General features: G+C 67.9%; 20 protein-coding genes. 8 read left to right on the plus strand and 12 right to left on the minus strand.

Features of this window, described 5'->3' with window-relative positions; genetic code table 11:
• Position 1 precedes the first annotated feature (1 nt).
• The 6 genes from DU484_RS08345 (at position 2) to DU484_RS08365 (ending at position 6,477) form a co-directional block, all read left to right on the plus strand.
• Complete coding sequence (locus DU484_RS08345) at positions 2–787, plus strand: hypothetical protein (protein WP_114605679.1); 786 nt, start codon at positions 2–4, stop codon at positions 785–787.
• A gap of 323 nt (positions 788–1,110) precedes the next feature.
• A complete protein-coding gene (locus tag DU484_RS08350; protein ID WP_222844891.1) occupies positions 1,111–2,244 on the plus strand; it encodes a signal peptidase I in 1,134 nt (377 codons plus the stop codon).
• Positions 2,241–3,260 carry a hypothetical protein gene (locus DU484_RS08355; RefSeq protein ID WP_114605680.1) on the plus strand — a complete coding sequence of 340 codons (1,020 nt, stop codon included), beginning with the start codon at positions 2,241–2,243 and terminating at the stop codon, positions 3,258–3,260. The genes DU484_RS08350 and DU484_RS08355 overlap by 4 nt, the downstream gene beginning before the upstream one ends.
• On the plus strand, positions 3,260–5,497 hold the full coding sequence (locus DU484_RS08360) for a hypothetical protein (protein ID WP_114605681.1): 2,238 nt from the start codon (positions 3,260–3,262) through the stop codon (positions 5,495–5,497). Before DU484_RS08355 ends, DU484_RS08360 begins: the two co-directional genes overlap by 1 nt.
• Entirely contained in the window at positions 5,494–5,712 is a 219-nt protein-coding gene (locus DU484_RS19520) for a hypothetical protein (protein WP_157969294.1), read from the plus strand. The genes DU484_RS08360 and DU484_RS19520 overlap by 4 nt, the downstream gene beginning before the upstream one ends.
• Before the next feature lie 75 nt (positions 5,713–5,787).
• Positions 5,788–6,477 (plus strand): HD domain-containing protein, encoded by a 690-nt coding sequence (locus DU484_RS08365; RefSeq protein ID WP_114585576.1) that lies wholly within the window; start codon positions 5,788–5,790, stop codon positions 6,475–6,477.
• A 94-nt stretch (positions 6,478–6,571) separates the two neighbouring features.
• Here DU484_RS08365 and gltB read toward each other — a convergent pair whose 3' ends face one another.
• From gltB to DU484_RS08390, 5 genes are all read right to left on the minus strand, one after another.
• Positions 6,572–11,104: a glutamate synthase large subunit gene (gene gltB, locus DU484_RS08370; protein WP_114605682.1), complete on the minus strand. Its 4,533-nt coding sequence runs from the start codon at positions 11,102–11,104 to the stop codon at positions 6,572–6,574.
• Between the two features lie 180 nt (positions 11,105–11,284).
• The gene (gene proS / locus DU484_RS08375; RefSeq protein ID WP_114585578.1) at positions 11,285–12,778 is read right to left on the minus strand and encodes a proline--tRNA ligase; all 1,494 of its coding nucleotides are present in this window, start codon (positions 12,776–12,778) and stop codon (positions 11,285–11,287) included.
• 45 nt (positions 12,779–12,823) lie between these two features.
• Positions 12,824–13,588, minus strand: coding sequence for an endonuclease V (locus tag DU484_RS08380; protein WP_114587204.1), 765 nt, complete (start codon positions 13,586–13,588; stop codon positions 12,824–12,826).
• 7 nt (positions 13,589–13,595) lie between these two features.
• Positions 13,596–14,537 (minus strand): rhomboid family intramembrane serine protease, encoded by a 942-nt coding sequence (locus DU484_RS08385; protein WP_114585579.1) that lies wholly within the window; start codon positions 14,535–14,537, stop codon positions 13,596–13,598.
• A gap of 255 nt (positions 14,538–14,792) precedes the next feature.
• A complete protein-coding gene (locus DU484_RS08390) occupies positions 14,793–15,326 on the minus strand; it encodes an inorganic diphosphatase (RefSeq protein ID WP_114585580.1) in 534 nt (177 codons plus the stop codon).
• A 323-nt stretch (positions 15,327–15,649) separates the two neighbouring features.
• Here DU484_RS08390 and DU484_RS08395 point away from each other — a divergent pair, with 323 nt between their 5' ends.
• Positions 15,650–16,009 carry a PadR family transcriptional regulator gene (locus tag DU484_RS08395; protein ID WP_114585581.1) on the plus strand — a complete coding sequence of 120 codons (360 nt, stop codon included), beginning with the start codon at positions 15,650–15,652 and terminating at the stop codon, positions 16,007–16,009.
• A gap of 24 nt (positions 16,010–16,033) precedes the next feature.
• Here the strand turns inward: DU484_RS08395 and DU484_RS08400 are convergent, their stop codons facing one another.
• Both DU484_RS08400 and rnhA read right to left on the minus strand, forming a co-directional pair.
• On the minus strand, positions 16,034–16,615 hold the full coding sequence (locus DU484_RS08400) for a DUF7108 family protein (RefSeq protein ID WP_114605683.1): 582 nt from the start codon (positions 16,613–16,615) through the stop codon (positions 16,034–16,036).
• Positions 16,608–17,201, minus strand: coding sequence for a ribonuclease HI (rnhA, locus tag DU484_RS08405; RefSeq protein ID WP_114605684.1), 594 nt, complete (start codon positions 17,199–17,201; stop codon positions 16,608–16,610). The genes DU484_RS08400 and rnhA overlap by 8 nt, the downstream gene beginning before the upstream one ends.
• Before the next feature lie 172 nt (positions 17,202–17,373).
• Between rnhA and DU484_RS08410 the strand changes: the two genes are divergently transcribed.
• Positions 17,374–18,222, plus strand: a complete 849-nt coding sequence (locus tag DU484_RS08410) for an alpha/beta fold hydrolase (RefSeq protein ID WP_114605685.1) — start codon at positions 17,374–17,376, stop codon at positions 18,220–18,222.
• A gap of 33 nt (positions 18,223–18,255) precedes the next feature.
• Here DU484_RS08410 and DU484_RS08415 read toward each other — a convergent pair whose 3' ends face one another.
• From DU484_RS08415 to DU484_RS08435, 5 genes are read right to left on the minus strand one after another with little or no spacing between them, the layout of a single operon-like run.
• Positions 18,256–19,416 (minus strand): XdhC family protein, encoded by a 1,161-nt coding sequence (locus tag DU484_RS08415; protein WP_114605686.1) that lies wholly within the window; start codon positions 19,414–19,416, stop codon positions 18,256–18,258.
• A complete protein-coding gene (locus tag DU484_RS08420; protein ID WP_114585586.1) occupies positions 19,403–20,224 on the minus strand; it encodes a Rossmann-like domain-containing protein in 822 nt (273 codons plus the stop codon). Before DU484_RS08420 ends, DU484_RS08415 begins: the two co-directional genes overlap by 14 nt.
• Positions 20,221–21,585 carry a VWA domain-containing protein gene (locus DU484_RS08425; protein ID WP_114605687.1) on the minus strand — a complete coding sequence of 455 codons (1,365 nt, stop codon included), beginning with the start codon at positions 21,583–21,585 and terminating at the stop codon, positions 20,221–20,223. Before DU484_RS08425 ends, DU484_RS08420 begins: the two co-directional genes overlap by 4 nt.
• Positions 21,585–22,508: an AAA family ATPase gene (locus DU484_RS08430; RefSeq protein WP_114585588.1), complete on the minus strand. Its 924-nt coding sequence runs from the start codon at positions 22,506–22,508 to the stop codon at positions 21,585–21,587. The genes DU484_RS08425 and DU484_RS08430 overlap by 1 nt, the downstream gene beginning before the upstream one ends.
• On the minus strand, positions 22,505–23,530 hold the full coding sequence (locus tag DU484_RS08435) for an XdhC family protein (RefSeq protein ID WP_114605688.1): 1,026 nt from the start codon (positions 23,528–23,530) through the stop codon (positions 22,505–22,507). The genes DU484_RS08430 and DU484_RS08435 overlap by 4 nt, the downstream gene beginning before the upstream one ends.
• Positions 23,531–23,563 lie beyond the last annotated feature (33 nt).

A 23,563-nucleotide genomic window follows, 5' to 3' on the forward strand; every position in this document is an offset into this window, starting at 1 on the left:
CATGCCGCTCGATTCGCTCACTCGACGACGGATTCTCGCCGCGGCCGGGAGCGTCGGGGCTCTCTACCTTGGCGTGGATCGCGCCGGTGCCGCCCTCGGCTACGAACCGGTCGATCTGAACCAACGGGCGGTGAACGGCACGTACGCGCGCACGAACGAGTTCACACAGGCGCCGCCACGGATCGCCCTCTCGTGGCGCGAAATCGTGAACGGCGAGAGACAGGAAGACACGGGGCTCACGACGGACGCGGAGGGCGAGACGGGCGACGTGGGACTGGTCGTCGACGAGGCGGTGATGCCGGGCGACAGTGGATCGGTGACGATGCGGGCCGAGTTGCTCGAGCGCGACACGCCGACCGTCGATTCCGTCGCGCTCTATCTCCTCCTTCGGCTCTCCGATACGGCGGAAAACGGCGTGAACGAACCCGAGTTGGACGCCGGAGATTCTCCGGGCGAAGACGGCGGGGAGCTGCAGGATCACACGGAGATTTCCGTCTGGATCGACGAGGGAATCTTCACCGGGAACGGCGAACTGGAGGAGCTACCGGTCATCGGGGACAACACCGTCGCGGAGGGCACTCTCGCAGAGGTCGCCGATCCGGATCCGAAAGGGACTGGGGACGGCGAGTATCGGATCAGGATCGACGGGACCGACTGTTTCTCGCCGGGCGACGAAGTGTACGTCTCCTTCGAGTGGCGGATTCCTGACACCGTCGGGAACATCATCCAGAGCGATTCGGCCACCTTCCAGGTTGCCTTCGATCCGCGGCCGTGCACGGAGGGGTAACCAATGCCTAAACGGGTCATTAATCGGACGTTAGGCAGTCGATTAACGGCCACGTATACCGGTTCAGGCCGGCGATTTGTGGATTTTTCGCCTGCGGATATCGAAACGGCGGCACCCGCCGTTCAGACCCGGCTTCAGGATCGCCTTACCTTCTGCCCTGTCCTGTCAAAGCGACGGATAACTAAGGCCGTTAGAAGGCTCGTTAGTGGTGATGGACGCAACGGGGGAGATCGACGAGTGGCCGAGTCATACGGGGGACTGGCTGTGACGATAGCCGACTCTCGTCGGGTGGCTGTTCCCACGCGGAGCCGGAGGTGTGGAGCGTGAGTCTCGTCGGTGACCGCGACGTGCCACGGCTGGCGGTGAACGGTCTGATCATCCTCGTGATCGCCGCCGTCGTCGCGCCTTTCATCGTGTACGCCGTTCCGGGCGTCGTCGGGGCGGACCACGGACTCGTCGTCCTCTCCGGCAGCATGGAACCGCGGATGAGTCCCGGCGACGCCGTCATCGTCCGAGAAGTGCCGCCCTCCGAGATCGAACGGCAGGACATTATCACGTACCAACGGCAGGGAAGCGACACGCCGACGACCCACCGCGTGATCGAGAAGCAGTCGACCGAAAACGGCGTCGCCTACGTCACGAAAGGCGACGCCAACGAGGAGCGTGACCGTGGAACCGTCTCACACGATCGGGTAGTGGGCGAGGTCATCTTCGTGATTCCGTTCATCGGTCACGTGATCCAGTTCGCCAACACACAGCTCGGCTTCCTCGTGCTCGTGCTCACGCCGATGGTGCTGTTCGTCCTCTCGGAGCTTTGGGAACTGGCGAAATCGGTCCGTGACCCCGAAACTGGGGGCGAAGACGGCTCGCCCGCCGCGGACGAGCCACCGGCTGTGACCACGACGGCTGCGGAGACCAGCTCCACCACCGACGACGAGTCCGACGGCTTCACGCTCACGCGGTCGAGCCTCCAACTGGTCTTACTCCTCTTCGGGCTGTACGTCCCGTACAGCGCGTACGTAGCGTATACGACCCAGGAAGCGTGGTCTATCGCCGTCGCGACCGGGACAGCTATCGGGTTCCTGTTCTGCCTCGTGCTCTATCTGGCCAGCCGCGGTTCCGGTTCGAATTCGGGGGCGACCCGCTCCGTCGACGGCGTCGTCCGGCGTGGCGAGTTGCCGGCCGGGATCAGTGACCGAACCACGATTCCGCTCGAATCGGTCGAATCGTTGGTCCAGATGGCGCTGGACCGCGACGACTGGGTCATCTACGACGAGGAGCAGGACACGTACTACATGACCCGTGACGACGCCCTCTATCTACACCGTGCTGCCCCCGAAACCGACGGTGGGACGGCGGTCGATGGGGGCGATCCGGCGTCCAACGACACGGTCGATTCGGCGGGGAGCCCCGCGGATGGCGATCACTCGCGACCGACGGGCGGTGATGGGACGTGACCGATCCCCGCTCCCTGTCGCGCCGAAAGCTCCTGTGGGCGCTGACCACCGTGGGAGCTGCGGCGTCGACCGGGGGCGGAGCGGCCGCGCTGTTTCACGACTCGGAGACGTTCGGCGAGTCGAGGGTATCGGCCGGCGTGGTCGACCTGGAGGCCGAGCCGTCGTGGGGGAACGACGACTCGCTCGGGACGATATCGACGGGTGAGAGCGGGAGCCGGGAGGTCCGACTCACCCTCGTCGACAACCCGTCCTACGTCTGGTTCCGGACGGAGTGTACACAGTGTCTGGACGTCGAAGAGGCGCTGTACGTTCGATACGGGATCGACACCAGCGGGGACGGGGAGATAGACATGCCGATCACGGACGGATACATAACCCTCCGCGAGGCACGCGACCGGTTCGGAACCGGCGAATTCGTCGGTACACTCCAGCCCGACGCGGAGTGGCTGCTCGTCGCCGAGTGGGAGCTTCGTGAATGGGTCGAGGATACCGACGTGTCGCTCTCGTTCGACTTCTACGCGACACAAACCCGACACGTGTCCGATCCGAGCGATATCGAGCTTCCGTGGTCCTGTGTGGACTGTGGCGATCCGACGGGTGATCCGTCGGACGGGGACGACGTCGTGTCGGAGATAAGCTGGGTGGCGTTCTGTGGCAGTTCGGCGTTCGACACCGACTTCACACCGCAGCTGACCGACGAGGGTCGGACGCTCCTGCTCGACACCGACGCGTACACGATCCCCGATACGGTCGAGACGGTCGCGATCAAGTACGGACGGACGATCGAGGTCTTCACGTACGGTAGTCAGGACTCGCTCACGGTCGGCGTCAACGACGGGACCACGTACCCGAAACTGGACGGACGGGGTAACGGGTACGCGAACACCTCTCGCAGCAGTTCGAACTTCTGTGACGGCGAGGACGGCTGTAAGTACGAGTTCGACGACGGCGAGTGGGAATGCACCAACGGGAGGCCGAACCGCGCGCTTCGCGGTCGTCTCGGAGGTAAGCGCTGATGTCGCGACTCGACGATCCCGGATTCGACTGGACGGCCGTCGTCACGCTCTTCGTCGTGTTCGCTGTCGTCGTCTCCGGCGCCGGTGGCGGGACGTACGCCGTTCTCTCCGACATCGAGAACACCACGGGGACCCTGTCCATCGAACAGGTCGTCCAGAACGAGCAGTACCAGGTCTACGATGTCTCTTGTGACGTGATCGAGGAGGGCAACGTCGTCGAGACGTCCTCCGACGCCAGCGAGATGAGAAGCCTCCGGGACTTCGAGATCCCGGATCGGGAGGGCTGTGTCAAGGTGTCCGTCTGGCTCCAACCCTCTGCATTCGGCGATTCGTCGCCAAAGAACGCGACCATCGCCCACCGGCACGAGGGAGAGTGGAAGTACCTCAACACCTCGGTCAAGTGGAACACCGAAGGCTGGATGATCGAGCTGTCGGCGTACACGGAGAGCTACAGTCCGTTCGCCGTGTTCGTCCCCAACGAATCACGGCAGACCACGCAGTTCGCCGACCCCCTCGTCCCGGCGAACGCGTCGACGGATAACGGAACGGCGGCACCGACGGTGACGCCCACGCCGACACCGACAGCCACTCCGACGCCGACACCCGAGCCGACGGCGCCGCCCACGCCGACACCGACAGCCACTCCGACGCCGACACCCGAGCCGACGGCGCCGCCCACGGACGAGCAGGACTCCGGTGGTGGTGGCGGTGGCGGCGGCGGTGCGTCTGGAGCGGCGACGGACGACGATGACCACGGGTCCGACTTCGCCGACGATGACGACGGTTCCGACACCTCGTCCGACGAGTCGACGAACCCATCCGAGGACGGCTCGGAGGACGAGAGTTCCGGTGAGGGTGCGGACGAGTCGTCGGACGAGAATTCGACGGACGATGGTTCGGAGGAGTCGTCCACCGACGGCGAGTCGGATGATGAATCGGAGGACACCTCCGGTGACGACGAGTCGGACGATGGAACGGACGACGAGTCGGACGATGGAACGGACGACGAGTCGGACGATGGAACGGACGATACCTCGGGCGACGACGGATCGGAGGACACCTCCGGTGACGACGAGTCGGACGATGGAACGGACGACGAGTCGGACGATGGAACGGACGATACCTCGGGCGACGACGGATCGGAGAACACCTCCGGTGACGACGAGTCGGACGATGGAACGGACGACGAGTCGGACGATGGAACGGACGATACCTCGGGCGACGACGGATCGGAGAACACCTCCGGTGACGACGAGTCGGACGATGGAACGGACGACGAGTCGGACGATGGAACGGACGACGAGTCGGACGATGGAACGGACGACGAGTCGGACGATGGAACGGACGACGAGTCGGACGATGGAACGGACGATACCTCGGGCGACGACGGATCGGAGGACACCTCCGGTGACGACGAGTCGGACGATGGAACGGACGACGAGTCGGACGATGGAACGGACGATACCTCGGGCGACGACGGATCGGAGAACACCTCCGGTGACGACGAGTCGGACGATGGAACGGACGACGAGTCGGACGATGGAACGGACGATACCTCGGGCGACGACGGATCGGAGAACACCTCCGGTGACGACGAGTCGGACGATGGAACGGACGACGAGTCGGACGATGGAACGGACGACGAGTCGGACGATGGAACGGACGACGAGTCGGACGATGGAACGGACGACGAGTCGGACGATGGAACGGACGACGAGTCGGACGATGGAACGGACGATACCTCGGGCGACGACGGATCGGAGAACACCTCCGGTGACGACGAGTCGGACGATGGAACGGACGACGAGTCGGACGATGGAACGGACGATACCTCGGGCGACGACGGATCGGAGAACACCTCCGGTGACGACGAGTCGGACGATGGAACGGACGACGAGTCGGACGATGGAACGGACGACGAGTCGGACGATGGAACGGACGATACCTCGGGCGACGACGGATCGGAGGACACCTCCGGTGACGACGAGTCGGACGATGGAACGGACGATACCTCCGGTGATGACGGGTCGACCGATGGAGGGGACACCTCCGGCGATGACGGGTCGACCGATGGAGCAGACGACAACGAGTCGGATGACGGATCGGATGACACCTCCGGTGATGACGGGTCGACCGATGGAGGGGGCACCTCCGGTGACGACGGCGGCTCGGACGGGAGCAGCAGCGGCAGTAGCCCGTCCGGATCGGACGGAAGCACTAGCGACGACTCACAATGACTCTGGGTGACGCCGAACTGTTACGGGCGGTCCGCCGGTTCCGACGCGCGATCAGCAACCAGTCGACCCGTCGATGGCTCGGCCCCCTCGTCGGTACTGGCTCGTGGCTCCTCAGGCTCTCGGGGATGCGGCCACGCGCACCGAAGCGAAACGTCATCCTCGGGCTGATTTATCTCTACGCGCTGCTGGTTCTGGTGTCGGTCGGTTCTGTCTGACTGTCGTAACGCCTAATAGTCGAACACACCTTTTTTGGACAATGAGAGTAACACGAACGCAACGGAGGTGGGACCGTGGGGGTTGAAATAAAGGAGTCCGCCGTCTCGGACGCGGCGTTCGAGGAAATGAAGCAGTTCGTCTCGGACTACCTCGCCGCGAGCGTCGAGAACGAGGACGACGGCGGGCGGATGCGGTGGTATCCGTGGCACAGCGCCGAGTACCGATTCAACCACACGCTGAACGTCGTCGACCTGGCGGCCGATATCGCCCGCCGCGAAGGCGCCGACGTCGACGTGGTTCGCGTGGCGGCGCTGTTTCACGACATCGCGAAACTCGAAGCCGAACAGGAACGCCACGCCGACGAGGGTGCGCGCGTCGCTCGCGAATACCTCACGACGCGCGGGGACCATCCACAGTCGTTCGTCGACCAGGTGACCCAGTCCGTCCGCGAGCACTCCTATCAGGGTACTCTCGACGACGTGTCGCTGGAGACCCAGTGTCTCATCGAGGCCGACATTCTGGACAAGATCGGTGCCAACGGCGCCGTATTGATGCTCCTGCGGATGGGATACGAGTCACGCACGCACATGGACGCGGGCGAGATGATCGACCGCGTCCTCGAACGCGGGCACGACGCCGCCGACCGGGTCGAGAGCGACGCGGCAGAGAGCGTCGCTCATCAGCGACTCAAGCGCGTGAAGTGGTTCCGCGAGTGGCTCGAAGACGAAGTGCCAGGTATCGACGAACGAGACGCGGACGCGTAACCCTGGGGTCGTTTTTCGATCGCCCCGTTCCGTCGCCGCAGTCTGAGCGCCCGCTCTACAGTTCGAAACGGGGGCCTCGCCCCCGCCGCCTCGATCAGTCGTCGCCAGTCTGGACCGTTCCCGCACCGATTTCGGCGCCACCGGCCTTCGACGCCGGTTCGGGGAGGTCAGTGCGCACGTCCTCGCGGCTCTCCTCGGCGATGACCTCGGCGTACGCGTCGGGCATCACCTTCGTGAAGTTCAGGACTTCGGTGCCCCAGTCGTCGAGGAGCGTCGCTGCACGGTCGCTGTCGGTGTAGGCCGCGTGGTTCTCGACCATCCGGCGGAGCATGGCCTCGTCGGACTCCTCGAGGTCGTGGTGGATGGTCACCATGCCCTCGTTGGCGCGCTCCTGGAAGTCGCCGTCGGGGTCGTAGACGTAGGCGATTCCGCCGGACATCCCGGCCGCGAAGTTCCGCCCCGTCTCGCCGAGGACGGCGACGACGCCGCCGGTCATGTACTCGCAGCCGTGGTCGCCGACGCCCTCGACGACGGCTTTCACGCCGCTGTTGCGGACGGCGAAGCGCTCGCCAGCGAGGCCGTTGACGTAGAGTTCGCCCTGCGTCGCGCCGTAGAGACAGACGTTGCCGACGAGGATGTTGTCCGCGGGGTCGTACGCGGCCGTTTCGGGCGTCCGGACGATCACCTTGCCGCCCGAGAGCCCTTTGCCGACGTAGTCGTTGGCGGCGCCGACGAGTTCCATCGTCACGCCGTTGGCGAGGAAGGCGCCGAAGCTCTGGCCGGCGATGCCGTCGAACGTACAGGAGATGGTGTCCTCGGGGAGGCCGCTCTCGCCGTAGCGCCGCGAGATGCGGTTCGAGAGCATGGCGCCGACTGCACGGTCACCGTTCGAGATGTCCCGTCGGATGTGGATCGGCTCACCCTCCTCTATTGCGTCGGAGGCTTCGCCGATCAGGTCGCGGTCGAGGTGGGTCTGCACGTCCGCGTGCTTCTGTTCACGAACCTTGTGACGTTCGCCGCCCTCGGGTTCGGCGATGATGGCCGACAGGTCGAGGTGTTTGGCCTTCGGGTGGTCGGTTTCGGTCTGTTTCAGGAGGCCGGGGCGACCGATCATCTCTTCGACCGACCGGAAGCCGAGTTCGGCCATGATCTCCCGCAGTTCCTCCGCGAGGAACGCCATGTAGTTGATGACGTGGTCCGGCTGGCCCGTGAAGCGGTCGCGCAGGTCCTCGTCCTGCGTGGCGACTCCCGTCGGACAGTTGTTGGTGTGGCAGATGCGGGCCATCACACAGCCGGAGGTGATGAGGCTGGCGGTGCCGAAGACGTACTCCTCGGCGCCGAGCAGCGCGGCGATGGCAACGTCGCGGCCGGTCATCATGCCGCCGTCGGTGGAGACGCGGATGCGGTCGCGCAGCCCCGTCGCGCGGAGCATCTGGTTGGCCTCGGCGAGGCCGAGTTCCCACGGGAGCCCCGCGTTCTTGATCGACGTCTTCGGCGACGCGCCGGTGCCGCCGGAGTGGCCCGAGATGTGGACCACGTCGGCGTTGGCCTTTGCGACGCCGGCGGCGATGGTGCCGATGCCCGCTTCCGCGACGAGTTTCACGTTGATGTCGGCCTCGGGGTTGGCCGTCTTCAGGTCGTGGATCAACTGTTTGAGGTCCTCGATGGAGTAGATGTCGTGAAGTGGGGGCGGCGAGATGAGGCCGACGCCCGGCGTGGAGTAGCGGACGTGGGCGATCATCTCGTTGACCTTCTTCCCGGGCAGGTGGCCGCCCTCGCCCGGCTTGGAGCCTTGGGCCATCTTGATCTGCAGCTCTTCGGCCGAGGAGAGGTAGTTCGACGTGACGCCGAACCGGCCGGACGCGACCTGCTTGATGTTACACTCCTTTTCGGTGTCGAAGCGCTCGGGGGGTTCGCCACCTTCGCCGGTGTTGGACTTCCCGCCGATGCGGTTCATCGCGATGGAGTTCGTCTCGTGGGCCTCCGGCGAGAGCGACCCGAGCGACATGGCGGCCGTCGAGAATCGCTCGACGATTTCGTGGACGGGCTGAACTTCGTCGAGCGGGACCGGATCGCGGTCGCTGTCGAACTCCAGCAGTCCGCGAAGGGTCTGGAGGTTCTCGCGCTGGTCGTTGATCAGCGCCGCGAACTCCTGGTACTTCTCGTAGTTCCCCGAGCGGACCGCCTGCTGGAGCGTCCCGACCGTCTTCGGGTTCCACTGGTGGTGGATGCCGTTCGAGCGGTGTTCGTACTCGCCCTGTCGTTCGAGCTCCGGATCGGCACCGTAGGCGACGGCGTGGCGCGTCAGGAGGTCCTCTTCGAGCTGCGGGATGCCGATGCCTTCCGTTCGAATCTCCGTCCCTTCGAAGTACTCGCGGATGAACTCGGAGGAGAGGCCGACGGCCTCGAAGATCTGGGCGCCCTGGTAGCTCTCGACGGTCGAGATGCCCATCTTCGCCATCGTCTTCAGGAGGCCGTCCTCGAGGGCCTTCTTGTAGTGGGAGATGGCCTCGGCCTCCTCGGCGCCGTCGGGGCCGGCGACGATGTCACAGATGCTCTGGTAGGCGAGGTAGGGGTTGACCGCGTCGGCGCCGTAGCCGACGAGGGTCGCGAGGTGGTGGACCTCTCGCGGGTCGCCGGACTCGACGACGAGGCCGGCGTGGTTGCGGAGGCCGTTGCGGACGAGCGCGTGGTGGACGCCGCCGGTGGCGAGCAGGCTCGGAATCGGCACCCGATCCGGTCCCGTGTTCCGGTCGGAGAGGACGACGATGTCCACGCCGGCTTCGATGGCCGCGCGGGCGTCGCGGCGCAGGTCCTCGACGGCCGCCTCGAGGTCGCCGTCTTTCTCGTAGGTCATGTCGACGATGGCCGAGGAGAACTCGCCCTCGAGGTCCTTGATCTCCGCCGTCTGTGCGTCCGTCAGGACCGGCGAATCGACGACGAGCTGGCGGGCGTGTTCCGGCGTCTCGTCGAGGAGGTTGCGCTGGGGACCGAGCCGGGATTCGAGGCTCGTCACCAGTTCCTCGCGGATGTAGTCGATGGGCGGGTTCGACACCTGCGCGAACAGCTGTTTGAAGTAGGTGAACAGCGGCCGGTTGAAATCGGAGAGCACCGACAGCGGCGTGTCGTCGCCCATCGAGCCGACGGGGTCCTTGCCCTCTTTCGCCATCGGTTCGACGAGGTGGTCGAGTTGGTCGTACGTGTAGCCAAAGGCGGCCTGCTGGGCGCGCAGGGAGCCCACGTCCTCGCGGGGGTCGTAATCGGTATCGGCGCCGTCGCTGAGATGGCGTTGCTCCCGTTCGACCCACTCGCCGTACTGCTCGTCGGTGAGGTCGGCGAACACCTCGTCGTCGGGGACGACCCGTCCACGTTCGGGGTCGGCGACGAGCAACTGGCCGGGCTGGAGGCGGTGGCGTTCCTCGATGTCCGCGGGGTCGACGTCGAGGGCGCCCGCCTCGCTCGCCATGATGAGTCGGTTGTCCTCGGTCACGTCGTACCGGCAGGGCCGCAACCCGTTGCGGTCGAGTGCCGCGGCGATCTGTTCGCCGTCGGTGCCGACGACGAGCGCCGGGCCGTCCCACGGTTCGACGAGGCTCGCGTGGTAGTCGTAGAAGTCCTTGCGTTCCGGCGCCATCTCGTCGTTCTTGCGGAACGCCTCGGGGATGAGCATCCGGAGCGCGTGCGGGAGGTCACGGCCGCCCTGCACGAGGAGTTCGAGGGCGTTGTCCACCGACGCCGTGTCGCTCTGGTTCGGATCGTTGATGATGGGCTTCAGCGTGTCGATGTCGTCGCCGAACTCCGGGTGAGCGAGGTCCGTCTCGCGGGCCCGCATCCAGTTGATGTTGCCGCGGATGGTGTTGAACTCGCCGTTGTGGATGATGTTGCGGTAGGGGTGTGCGAGATGCCAGGCGCCGAGCGTGTTCGTCGAGAAGCGCGCGTGGACGAGAACGAGCGTCGATTTGACGCGCTCGTCGACGAGGTCCGGGTAGTAGGTCGGGAGCTGCGTCGCCTTGAGCAGACCCTTGTAGACCAGGGTCTTGCGGTCGAGCGAGCAGATGTAGAACCGGTCGGCGCCGGCCGAATCGAGCTCGTCGATTGCGTTCTCGACGGCGCGGCGGGCGACGTAGAGCGCGCGGTCGAAGTCGTCGTCGTCCATGCCCTCGGTCGGCCGGACGAACGGCTGATACACGTCGGGTTCGGAGTCGAGGGCGGTCTGCCCGAGGTCGGTGTTGTCCGTCGGTACGTCCCGCCAGTGGAACACTTCTACCCCGTGTTCGGCGAGCGTCCGCTCGAAGATGGTCATGAGACCCTGTCGGGCGGCGCCGTCACGCGGCATGAACACCGACCCGACCGCGTACGTCTCGGGGAGGTCGGCGTCGACGACGGCGTCGAAGAACTCGTCCGGGCGCTGGAGCATGATGCCGGCCCCGTCGCCGGTCGCCTCCTCGGCCCCCGTGGTTCCACGGTGTTCGAGGTTGATGAGCAGGTCGATGCCGTCGGCGACCGTCTCGTGCGAGTCGCCGCCGTCGAGGTCGAGGACGACGCCGACACCACAGTTGGATCGCTCGTCGGTGGGGTCAGCCAGTCCCCCCTGAGCGGCGTGGGCGTCTCTCCGCGGCTTGGTCATATCTCCCCTTCTATGTTCCCACTTATCAGCCTGTCCCTGTTACCGTAAGGCTTCATTAGTCACATACAAGGCAATATATATCATACTAAGTCTGTAGAAGGCCTTAGCGAATTTGTATAACGATTAATTGATAACGGTGGGGGATTCGGGTCTGAGAGGTTCTCTGGACGGCGATTTCGATCAGTACGACTTGGCGAAGTACGCCGTCTCGACGGCGGCGTCGTCACAGAGGGCACACGTCTCGCCCTCGTGGATCGGTTCGGTGTCGCTCTTCGAGGAACGTGGTTCCTCGCCACCCTCGAAGGGAACGAGCACGATTTCGGCCGCGATCTGTTCTTTGATCTCCGCTTCGCACGCCTCGTCGCCACACCACGGCGCCTTCACGTAGCCGCCGTGTTGGCCGATGGTGCCCAACAGCTCCGCGCGGTCCGACGCCTCGCGGACGCTTCCCTCCAGGTTCTCCTCCGCGGCGGCGTAGAGTTTGGCGTAGACGGTGTCGAAGTGATCCTCGACGGTGTCGACGATGTCGTCTCGGCCGTCGCTCGTCGACTCGCCGTCCGGTCGATGGACGAGCGTCACCGACTCCTCGTCGACTTCGTTGGGACCGACTTCGATCCGCAAGGGGACGCCTTTCAGCTCCCACTCGTTGAACTTGAAGCCGGGGTTGCGCTCGTCGCGGTCGTCGAGTTCGACGCGCACGCCCGCCTCGCGGAGGTCGGCGGCGATGCCCTCGGCGTATTCGAGTACGTCGTCTTTCGTCTCGTCCTGCCAGATGGGGACGATCACGACCTGTTCGGGCGCGACCGTCGGCGGCAGGACCAGCCCCTGGTCGTCGCTGTGGGTCATGATGAGCGCGCCGAGCGCGCGCCACGAGATACCCCACGACGTGGTGTGGGCGACGCGTTCGTCCTCGTCCTCGTCGGTGAAGGTGATGTCGAACGCCTCCGCGAAGCTCTGGCCGAGGTAGTGGCTCGTGGCGCCCTGAACGGACTTGCCGTCGGGCATCAGCGCCTCAACCGTCGTCGTCGTGTCCGCGCCGGGGAACTTGTCGTGTTCGGGCTTCTTCCCCCGGAGGACGGGGATGGCGAGCACGTCCTCGTACACCGCCTCGTACTGGTCGAGGCGAGTCGTCGTCTCCGACCACGCATCTTCTTCGCTCGCGTGCGCGGTGTGTCCCTCCTGCCAGAGGAACTCCTTGGTGCGGAAGAACGGCTTCGTCTCCGTCGCCTCCCAGCGGATCACGCTACACCACTGGTTGACGCGCATCGGGAGGTCCCGGTAGCTCCGAATCCACTGGCTCAGATACGGTGCGATGATGCTCTCGCTGGTCGGGCGGACCGCGAGGCGCTCCTCCAACTCCTCGTAGCCGCCCTGGGTGACCCACGCCACCTCGGGGTCGAACCCCTCGACCACGTCCTTCTCGCGTTCCAGATACGACTCCGGAATGAGCATCGGGAAGTAGGCGTTCTGAACGCCCGTCGCCTTGAACCGGGCGTCGAGTTCGTCCTGTATCGCCTCCCAGAGCGCGTAGCCACGCGGGCGCGTGACGATGAACCCGCTCATGCCCTCCGGACCGTAGTTCGCGAGGCCGGCCTTCCGGACGACTTCGGCGTACCACTCCCCCGTGCTGTGTTCTTTCGACTCGGTGATGCCGAGTTCCTGATCGTCGGTCATTACCGAACGGTGACGGAGATGCGGCTTAAAACGTGCGAAGCCCCCCTACGCCTGCCCTTTGCACTCGTCGGCGTACCGGTCCGCCAGCCGCGTCGGCTCCGGGAGCTTGTAGCCGGCGCCGAGTCGGGCCACCAGATCCACCGCCGTCTCCGCGCTCACGCGGTGGCCGGGACTGACGTACAGCGGGTTGATGACGGCGTTCGACTCGTACTGGCGCGACTGGTAGGCGTAGCCGATGACGGTCCCCGCGGGGGCGTCCACCCCGTCGTCCGCGACGACGGGCGCCCGCCACCCCTCGGGGCGGCCGTCGACGTCGCCCTCGACCCGGCCACAGAGGAGGTTCTTGGCGACGCCGATGCTCGGTACGTCGAGGACGACGCCGAGGTGGGTAGCGAGGCCGGCCTGTCGGAAGTGGATGCGGCCGCTCCCGTCGAAGACGACGAGGTCCGGCGTCGAGTCGAGCGCCTCGAACGCCGCGAGGATCGGGCCACCCTCCCGAAAGGAGAGGAGACCGGGTACGTAGGGGACGGAGAGATCGGTGACGGCGTGGGCGCGTTCGACCACCTCGCCGCCGCGCAGGCAGACGACGGCGCTGACCGCCCGGTCGTCGTCGAGGAAGGCCTGATCGACGCCCGCGACGAGCGGTCGGTCCCCGGTGAGCGACGCGTCACCGGAGACGGCGACGGCCGCCGAGTCGAAGTCGAAGTCGTCCTCGAACCGGGCGGCGCCGGCTACCCGCCGCTGGAGCGCCTCCATCTCCGCTCGGGACTGGGCGGGGTCGGGGACGAACTCGGGGTGGGCGGGCGTCACGCGAGGCTCACCGCCGGCCCGGGCCGCCGGGACCACCCGGACCGCCGGGGCCGCCCGGCCCTCGTCCCCCACCGAACGTCAACTGGTCGGGGACCTTCCGTGGCCGCTTGATCCGCTTCCCGTACGCCAGGCCGACGACGAGGCCGATCAGGTGGGCGAGGTGGGCGACGTTGCCCTGCCCAACCGACGCGGCCGACTGTGGCTGGAGGAAAAAGAGCACCGAGATGACGGCGAACGCGGCGGTGAACAGCCACAGCGGGATGGGGATGATGAAGTAGAGGTAGATGCGCAGGCTGGGGTTGAGGACGGTCAGCACGCCCAGAACGGCGAAGATGGCACCGCTGGCGCCGACGACGGAGACGGCGCCCGCACCGAGGACGATGCTGGCGACGACGAACCCGAGACCCGCGAGGACGCCGCTGGCGAGAAAGAGCGCGGCGAAGCGTTTCGATCCGGTGTACCGCTCGACGAGCGGGCCGAAAAAGTACAGCACGATGCTGTTACCGGCGATGTGATACAGGCCGCCGTGGGCGAAGATGGAGGTGAGCCACGTCCAGACGTAGAGGAGGCGGTCCGACTGCAGAACGAACAGCGTCTCCATCGCGCCGCGTCCGAACAGGCCGCCGACCAGGAACTGGAGGGCGAAGGTGATCCACATGAGCGCGAGAAACAGGTACGCGACGTTGCCACGGAAGTACCCGAGGACGCCACCGGTCCCGGTCAGCGAGCCGAGGCTTGGGAGTCGGTCCGCCAGCCCTCGGCTCCCGCCCTCGTCGCGGACGCTGTCGTCGAAGCCGCTGTCGAAGACGCCGTCGGGGTCGTTCCACTCGTTCAGCCCGGGACAGTCGTGGTTCTCGGGCAACCGGTGTTCGGCACAGAACGTCCCGCCACAGCGCCGACACTGGTACGGCAGGTTCTCGTGACTGCCGCACTCGTCGCACTGAGCCATTGGCGACCACTAACGGTGGCGCCGACAAAAAGGGGTGCGTTCGTCGACGCCTCGCTATCGACCGACTCCGCCCTCGGCCGCCCCGTCGTCGTCGCGTCGCTCGTAGTTCGACGGAACGACCGTCGGGTGACGAAGGCCGAGACGCGCCGATTCGGTGTCGCTCATACCTCCGATTACGGCGGTCTCACTCAAAAGATTACCCATGCGCATAACACATCGCGGGTGCCGGAGGAATTACCGAGGGGTATCGCGCGCCTACGCGAACTTCTCCTGGTAGAGATCGAGTGCGTGTTCGATGGCGTCTTTCGCGGCGGCCTTGTCCTCCCAGCCCAGCGTCTCGACTTCCTTGCCCTCCTCCAAGTTCTTGTAGGTCGTGAAGAACTCGTCTATCTCGTCGACGGTCTGCTGGGGGATGTCGTCGAGGTCCTGCAGGTGGTCGAAGCGGGGGTCCTCGGTCGGCACGGCGATGACCTTGTCGTCCTGTTCGCCGTCGTCGTCCATCTTCATCAGCGCGATGGGACGGGCTTCGACGATGCAGCCCGGGAAGGTCTGGTCCTCGACGAGGACGAGGACGTCGAAGGGGTCCTCGTCGTCGTAGTACGACTGCGGGATGAACCCGTAGTCGCTCGGGTAGTGGACGTTGCTGTGGAGGACGCGGTCGAGGACGACGCCGGGGACGTCCTTGTCGTACTCGTACTTGTTGCGTTCGCCTTTGAGACACTCGACGACCGCGTGGATGGTCTCGGGCGGATTCGGACCGGCATCGAGGTCTGTCCAGAGGTTCACCATGTTGATACGACTACCGAAGCGTCAAATATGCCTTTCGGGACGGGACGGAAACACGAATGAAAAAGTACATGAACGGCCGGTCCGGATGTTGCGTGACTGCCACGAACGGTCGGCCGACCACCGGTCGACCGTCCCGCACCGGGCACGCGACGAGCCAGATGGCGACGACCGGGCAGTTGTCGTCACGACGAATCCGTCTACACTGGTTCGATCAGAGACCTGTCCATCTTCGGTGAGATCGCATTTTCCCGATACGGGCGAGAGAACGCCCGTAGACAGCCGAGTTGAGAAGGGTTAAATATCCCCGTGACATTTCCATAAGCATGTCAGAGGCACAAACAGTCAGCAGCGAGCCCGGCATCGTTCGCGATCTCACCGCGTTCCAGCACAACATCCTCGTGATCCTCTCCGAGGAACCCATGTACGGCCTGGCGATCAAGCGCCAACTCGAGGAGTACTACGGCACCGAGGTCAACCACGGACGCCTGTACCCCAACCTCGACGACCTCGTCGAGATGGGACTGGTCGAGAAGAGCGAACTCGACAAACGGACGAATCAGTACGAACTCACCGAGGACGGCCACGAAGCGGTCCTCAACCGGATGAACTGGGTTCTCTCGAAGTTCGTCACCGGCGACGACCGGGCCGAGTCCGTCCGCGATCTCGTCGACGCGCAGTCCTGAACTCGGGCACCGGCGGTTCGTCCGTCAGTTCCGGCCGTCGTGGTCGGTGACAGTCCGTAACCGATCACGACCGTCCGTCTCGGTCACCGCGAAGACGTGTTCGAGCGACCGCTCCACGGCGTCCCGTTGCTCGTCGCTCGGCCACGCGTTCCGCGGGTAGTACTCCGTCAGGAACTCGCGTAGCTCCGCCGCCGTCGCCGTCTCCACCCGCCGGGCGTAGTGGTTGCCCATGAAGTCGGCGAACGCGCGGGCGTTCGCGGCGTGGACCGCCCCCGCCCGCTCGGCCACCGCCTCCACCACCTCGGCGTTGTGGGTCTCGACCGCGTCCCACGACTCGGGGTCGCCGCTCCCCGAGAGCGACACTTCGACCGCCCGGTCCGTGTCCTCGATCCGATCCATCCGGACCGTATCGCCCTCCAGCCACTCGGCTGGGTGGCAGACGAGCGTGTCGTCGCTCTCGCGGACCCGCGCGGTGAATCCGTATTCGGCGAGCCGTTCGTCCCGGTCGCGTTCGTAGGCCGCCGCCTCGGCGTCGTCGACCGCCCGGCGGGCGAGTCGGGTCAGCCGCTCCGCCGCGTCCACGACCTCCCGTGGTAGCTCAGTCATCGTCGAGCGCCTCGTTCGCCAGTTGGTCGGCACGGTCGTTTATCTCCCGCGGTACGTGTTCGAGCGACCAGCGGTCGAACCCGTCGAGCAGTTCGCGCGCCCGCACCCGCCGCTCGCGCAGGTCGGGATCGTTCGTGTTCCACGCCCCCTTCACCTGCTTGACGATCAATTCCGAGTCGCCCCGCACGTCCACCTCGTCGAAGCCGTGGTCCCGGGCCATCTCCAGTGCCCGGATCAACGCCTCGTACTCCGCGCGGTTGTTCGTCGTCTTCCCGATGGTTTCGCTTCCCTCGTCGACGATGCCGTCGCCGCTGACGAGCACCCATCCGATCGCACCCGGCCCGGGGTTGCCGCGGCTCGCACCGTCGAAGTAGACGTGGGCGCGTCCTCCCGACTCCGAGAGGAGGGCGGTCAGGTCGGTCGGTCGCGCGCCCTGGACGACCACCGAGTCGTCGTAGGCGACCGCGACCGCGTCGCCCCGCTTGGCGCGCCAGCGCTCGTGGTCCGTGTTCCCCGGCTCGATGTCGACGCCGGCGTCGGCTAGCCGTCGGCGAACGGTCTCGGGATCGCAGTCGATGGTCGGCATCGTCGACGCTTGGCGGGACCGACTCATACAGTTTATTATAAGTCGTTCCCGGTGGTCCGCCGGTCATCTCGACGGACCACCGGTACACAGTTACAATAATCCGTATCAAAGGCCGTTCGTTCCGCCGGCGACGTCACGGGGGCTTTTCCGCCCCGCTCGCGAACCGCCGACGATGGATGCCGCCAGCCCTCCACCCGCCGACCGCGTCTCCGTCGCCGCCGACCGCCACGTCGCCTACGCCGAGTACGGCGACCCCACGGGCCGCCCCGTCCTGTTCCTCCACGGCACGCCGGGATCACGCCGGCTCGGCCAACTGTTCGACGCCCCCGCACGGCGCGAGGGCGTCCGGATCGTCGCCCCCGACCGCCCCGGCTACGGCGCGTCGTCACCGTGGCCGACCCGCGACCTGACCGACACCGGCGCGTTCGTCGCCCCGGTCCTCGACGACGCCGGCGTCGACCGCGCCGGCGTCGTCGGCTTCTCCGGCGGCGGCCCGCACGCACTCGCGCTCGCCGCCACGCACGCCGACCGCGTCACGTCGGTCGACGTCGTGGCCGGTGCGACGCCGCCAGACTGCCCGCCGACGCCGCGCGTCCAACGCCTCCTCGGCCGGCTAGCGTCGACGACACCTCGTCTCTTATCGGGGCTGCTCCGCGTGCAGGCGTGGCTCGCCGGCGTCGCTCCGGCCGTCGTCGTCTCCCAGTACGCCGAGACGGAACGCGTCCCCGACGAGGTGGCGTCGCTCGTCGCTCGCGACTTCGTCGACGCGGTGGCGGCCTCCCGCCGTGGCGCGATCACCGAACTCCGACTGCTCGCGGCGTCGTGGGACCTGCCGCTCGCGTCCGTCGACCGTCCGGTCCGCCTCCGGCACGGCACTCGCGACGCGAACGTCCCGATAGCCGGCGCCCGTGCCCTCCGTGACCGGCTTCCCGACGCCCGGCTGACCGCCGTCGAGGACGCGGACCACCTGACTGCGCTCCTCCGGAGCCGTGCGCCGGTCGTCGCCCAGCACGCCGACTGAGCGCGCGGGACACTCCGACGCCCGACGACCGCGTTATCGCGGCGGGACGCCGGCGTCCGCGTCCACGTCCACCCGGTCGTGGATCGGCCCCTCACGCGTCTTCAGGTGCCGCGGCGTCCGGTCGTTGACGACGGCCAGTACCTCCGCGACGATGCTGTGTGCGATCTGATACGGCGAGCCGCCGCCCAGGTCGAGTCCGACCGGCGTGTAAAGCGTCGATAGCTCCGAGTCGGCGAACGTTCGCCCCTCCTCCGCGAAGGCGTCGCGCATCTGGTCGAATCGCTCCCGCGGCCCCATCAGGCCGACGTACGGGACCGCGGCGTCGAGCAACGCCTCGACGGTCAGCCGGTCGTCGACGAAGTTGTGCGTCATCACGACGGCGTACGTGTTATCGTCGAGGTCGACCACCTCGGTCAGCGATCCGGGCGAGGTGGTCAGCGTCCGATCCGCGGCGGGGAACCGCTCCGCGAGGTCGACCGCACCCCGGAACCCGACGACGGTCACGCGGAAGTCGTTTTTCGCGGCCAGCTCCGTCACCGGCCCCACGTCGTGGCCGGTGCCGAAGACGACGAGTTCCGGCGGCGCCGACAGGCCGTCCACGAACAGCGTCGCCCCGTCGACGGTCACGGTGTCGGCGCGGCCGCGCTCGGCCAGCTCCGCCGCGGGGGCGGCGAGCGCATCCGTCGGCCACGCGGCGGCGTCACCGTCCGGCGCCGACAGCGTTCCACCGGCCGGATCGTAGTAGGCGCGGTCGCCGCGTTCGAGCGACCCCGACCCGCCGTCGAGCACCGTCACGACGGCTACGTCGCGGCCGTCCCCGAAGGCCTCGACCGCTGGCCGGTACGTCTCCGTCAGCGGTTCGAGCAGGACCTCGATGACGCCGTTGCAGCCGACGCCGAGGCCCCACACCTCCTCGTCCTCGCCCTCCATCAGGTCGTAGGTGACGAGGCGTGGCTCGCCCGCCGCCCTGACCTCGTCGGCGACGCGGACGAGTTCGTCCTCCAGACAGCCAGCAGTGATGCTGCCGACCCCGTCGCCGTCGGCGTCGAGGAGCATCTTCGCCCCCGGCCGCCGGTAGGCGTTGCCCTCGATGTCGACGACCGTCGCGAGGACGTCCGTCCCCGCTGCGTCGAGTCGGTCGCGGATGCGCTGTACGACTTCCGTCTCCGGCACGCTCCAGTTACGTCCTGTCATGGTTCTTCTCGGTCGTATCGAATCGCACGCCGGGTGCCCGGTCGGCCACCGCGTACACCTTGCGCACGCCGGCGTCGTGCAGGTCGGTTCCACAGGCTCCCGCCCGAACGGCGTCGCGAACCCGGTCGGGGTCGTCGACGGCCGCGCCCGCGACGGCGTCCGCGCCCGCCGCGAACAGCGGCGCCGGCAGGAAGGAGGCCGTCGCCCCGACGACGACGAGCGTCGCCGACGGGGGGGCGGCGTCGAGATACGCCGCCGCGCCGCCGTAGACGAACGCCGACCCGGTGCAAAAGACCACCTCGGCCCCGTCCATCGCCGCCGCCGTCTCCGCCGGCGTGAACGTCTCCACCCGGACGCCCGCCGGCGCCGACACCTCCCCCACCGGCTTCCGTTCGATCACGCGGACGGTCACGTCCGCGAACTTCCGCAGGGCGGGGCGAAAGAGGCCGACGGTCGTCACCCGATCCACCCCGGGGTCCAGCAACGCCATCGGATCGCCCGTCCGCCACGCGACGTGCGGGGCCGACAGCGCGTTCAGCGTCGCGAGGCCGAGCGCCCGCCGGATGGGGTCGGTGCCCCCCGCCCCCGCCCCGTCCTCGTCCCCCGTCGCCCACCCCAGCAGCCGCGGTAGGTCGACGCCGTCCGTCGCCGGGGCCGTGCCCGGCGGCCGGTGGGCGAGGCCGACTCCGCTGGACAACTCCACCAGCACGGCGGCGTCCCCGACGGTGATCCGGTCGACGCTCGCGTCCGCCGTCGTCCCACGGTCCCGGAGGCGGTCGGCGACCCGCGCGACCACCGAGTCCGTCACGACCCGTCACCTCCCGCCCGCCGGCGGCGGTCGTACTCGTACCCGACCGGGCCGGCGAGTCCCCGGCGTTCGAGCTGTCGGGCCGCTTCCCCGAGATCCGCCGGTTCCGCGAAGCCGAAGAGCGCGTCGACGTACGGCTCGCTCGTCGCCATCCCGCGGGACCGGGGTGCGAACTGCGGCGACACGGCGAGCGGATTGAGCCAGAGCAGCGCCCCCGCGCGGTCCGCCAGCCACGTCACGCCGTCTTTCAGTACGTCTTCGTCGCCCACGTCGAGGCCGTCGCTGACGACGACGACGGCCGTCCGCCGGTCGACCGCGTGGGGGTGGTCCCGGCGGAGGGTCGTGAACGCCCCCCCGATTTCGGTGCCCCCGCCCCACTCCACCGCGGCGTCCCGGAGCGCGCCCGCCGGGTCGCCGCCCGCCCGGTCGAACTGCGCCGTCACCTCCCGCAGGTCGGTGTCGAAGAGGAAGATTCGCGCGTCCCGAGCGCTCGCGTGCAGGCGCTCAGCGAACGCGAGTAGGACGCTCCGGTCCACGGTGTCGAGGACCGACCCGCTCACGTCGACGAGCAGGCAACACCGGAGTTCGCTGGGCGTCGGCTCCCGACGCGGCAGGTCGATGGCCGCGCCGCCCGTCTCCAGGCTCGCCCGGAGCGCCCGCCGTGCGTCCACCCGCTCGCCCGTCCGTGACGCCCGCCGGCGCCGTCCGGGGAGGGTCGCGAGCGCGTCCACGAACCGATCGACCGCCGCCGACTCCGCCGCGGTCAACTCCGCCGCGTCGACGTCGACTCGACCGCCTTCGCCGACGGCGCTGTACCGCCGGGCGTCCCCCTCTCCCGTCTCGACCGCCCGGTCGCCCGTCACGTGCCGGCGCTCCGTCGGGATGCGCACCGCCACCTCGCCCGGGCCGCCCTCGCCGTCCATCTCCGGCGCCTCCGCGTCCGCGAGCAGTCCGGGATCGTCGGTCGTCGACTCGGCGTCGGCCACGGCGTCGTCGCCGTCCTCCCCGTCGGGCGTCGGCCCCTCGTGATCCGTCGCGATGGCGTCCAGCCCCGACCGAAGCCGGTGCCAGAACTCGGGGAATGCCTCGTCGAAGGCGTCGAGGTCCGACGCCTCGGAGACGAGCGTCGCGCGCAGCGCCGCCTCGGCGGCGTCCCGGTCGCCCAGCCCGACGGTCGCGAGCGCGCGCGCCGCCGCCAGCGACCCGCTGGTGGGGACGGGGACGCCCTCGCGTCGGAGCATCCCGGCGAGCCGTATCGTCTCGATCAGCACGTGACGCCGTGCGGCTCCAAAGTCGGGCACGTCGTCGTCACTCGTCGTCGGGGCGTCGAGGCCGGCGTCCGAGTCGTCTGTCGGGGCCATTACGCTTCGAGTCGGTCCTCGGCGGCCGCGGCGGCCGCCTGCAGCCGTTCGAGCAACTCGGTGTCCACCCGTTCCACGTCCTCGACTTCCTTCAGCAGACAGCCGATGGTCCGCTCGATTTCGTCGGCCGAGAGCGGTTCGTCGTCGGTCCGGAGTCTCGCGACTGCGCGCGCCCAGTCCAGCGTCTCGGCCACGCCCGGCCGCTTGAGGAAGGCCTCCTCGCGGAGGCGGGCGACGACGGCACACACCTCGGCCGCCACCGCCGCGTCGAGTTCCGGCACCTTCCGGCGGACGATTTCGTACTCGTCCTGGAAGTCCGGCGGGTCGACGTGGAGGTAGAGACACCGGCGCTTGAGCGCGTCCGAGAGTCCGCGGGTCCGGTTCGACGTGAGGACGACCACCGGCGGCCGCTCGGCGCTGACGGTGCCGAGCTCCGGAATCGACACCTGAAAGTCCGAGAGCAGTTCGAGCAGGAACGCTTCGAACTCCTCGTCCGCGCGGTCGATTTCGTCGATCAACAGGACCGGCGGCGTTTCGTCGCCCGCGGTGAGCGCACGGAGGAGCGGCCGCTCCAGCAGGTACTCCTCGTCGAACACCGACCGCTCGTCGTCCGCGACGCTCCCCTCGTCGGCCTGCACCGCGAGCAGCTGTTTGGTGTAGTTCCACTCGTAGAGGGCGTTCTCCGCGGTCAGCCCCTCGTAACACTGCAGGCGGATCAGATCGGTGTCGAACGACGCCGCGAGCACCTTGCCGAGCTCCGTCTTGCCGCTTCCCGGCGGTCCCTCGACCAGCAACGGCCGCCCCAACTGGAGCGCGAGGCTGACCGTCGTCACCGTCCGGTCGTCGGCCACGTAGTCCGCCCGCTCGAAGCGCGCTTCGAGGTCCGATTCGGTCACCGACTCGAACGACGTGTTCCGAGTCATGCTGGGGCGGTCGAGTCCTCCTCCAGATACGCCGCGGGGTCGGCGCGGAACGAGTCCGCACAGCCCCGACAGCAGAAGTGGTACGTCTCGCCGTCGTGATCGACGCTCGCGGCCGCCTCGCCGGGCGTCACCGTCATGCCACACACCGGGTCGATCGCGTCGGCGTCGGTCTCGTCCGTCCCCGCGGCCTCGGTGCCGCCGACGGCACGGGCCCGCACGTCGACCACCTCCGCGAGGATGCTCGCGGCGATTTCGGGCGGGGTGTGGGCCGCGATGTCGACGCCGGCGGGGTTCGTCACCGCCGCCCGCACCGCGTCCGGGTCGCGGTCCAGCAGGTCGGCCGCCCGCTCGATCACCTCCGCACACCGGGCGTCGCTGGCGACGAGACCGATGTAGCCCGCGTCCGCGCGGACGCCGGCGGCCACCCCGCGGGCGTCGTAGCCGCCCATCGAGGCGACGACGACCAGCGGCGCCGTCCCCACCGCCGCGGCGATTTCGTCCGGATCGGTGACCGTCGTGGCCGCCGTCCCCGGCGGCAAGTCGTCGGCGTCGCCGTCCGGGTCGACCAGCGTCACGTCGACGGGGAGTTCGGCGGCCAGCCGCGCGAGTGACCGCGCGATGGGCGACCCGCCGACGACGAGCAGTTCCGGCGCCGGCGTCACCGGCTCGACGAACAGTTCGAGGACGCCCTCGCTGTGACACTGCATGGGAAACGCCGACACGCCCGGTCGGTCGACCGTATCGGGGTCGGGGGCGATGCCGAGCAGGCGCGGCTCGCCGTCATCGATGGCGGTCGTCGCCTCCTCGCTGACGACCGACTGCGCACACGACATGCCGCCGATCCAGCCGTGAATCTCCCCCGAACGCGTCACGACCGCCCGGTCGCCGACGTTCGCGGAGACCGGCGGCTCGCGCCGGACGACCGTCACCCGCGCGTACGCCTCGCCGCGCTCCGCGAGCGCCCGCTCTAGGGCGGCCCCGTCGTCGCTCGATTCCTCCGGTCGCGTCTCGTCCCGTGTCATCTGTCGTGGTCCCGTGTTCTCGAAGGTGGGGCG

This window comes from Haloplanus rubicundus, assembly GCF_003342675.1.
GTDB classification, from domain to species: domain Archaea; phylum Halobacteriota; class Halobacteria; order Halobacteriales; family Haloferacaceae; genus Haloplanus; species Haloplanus rubicundus.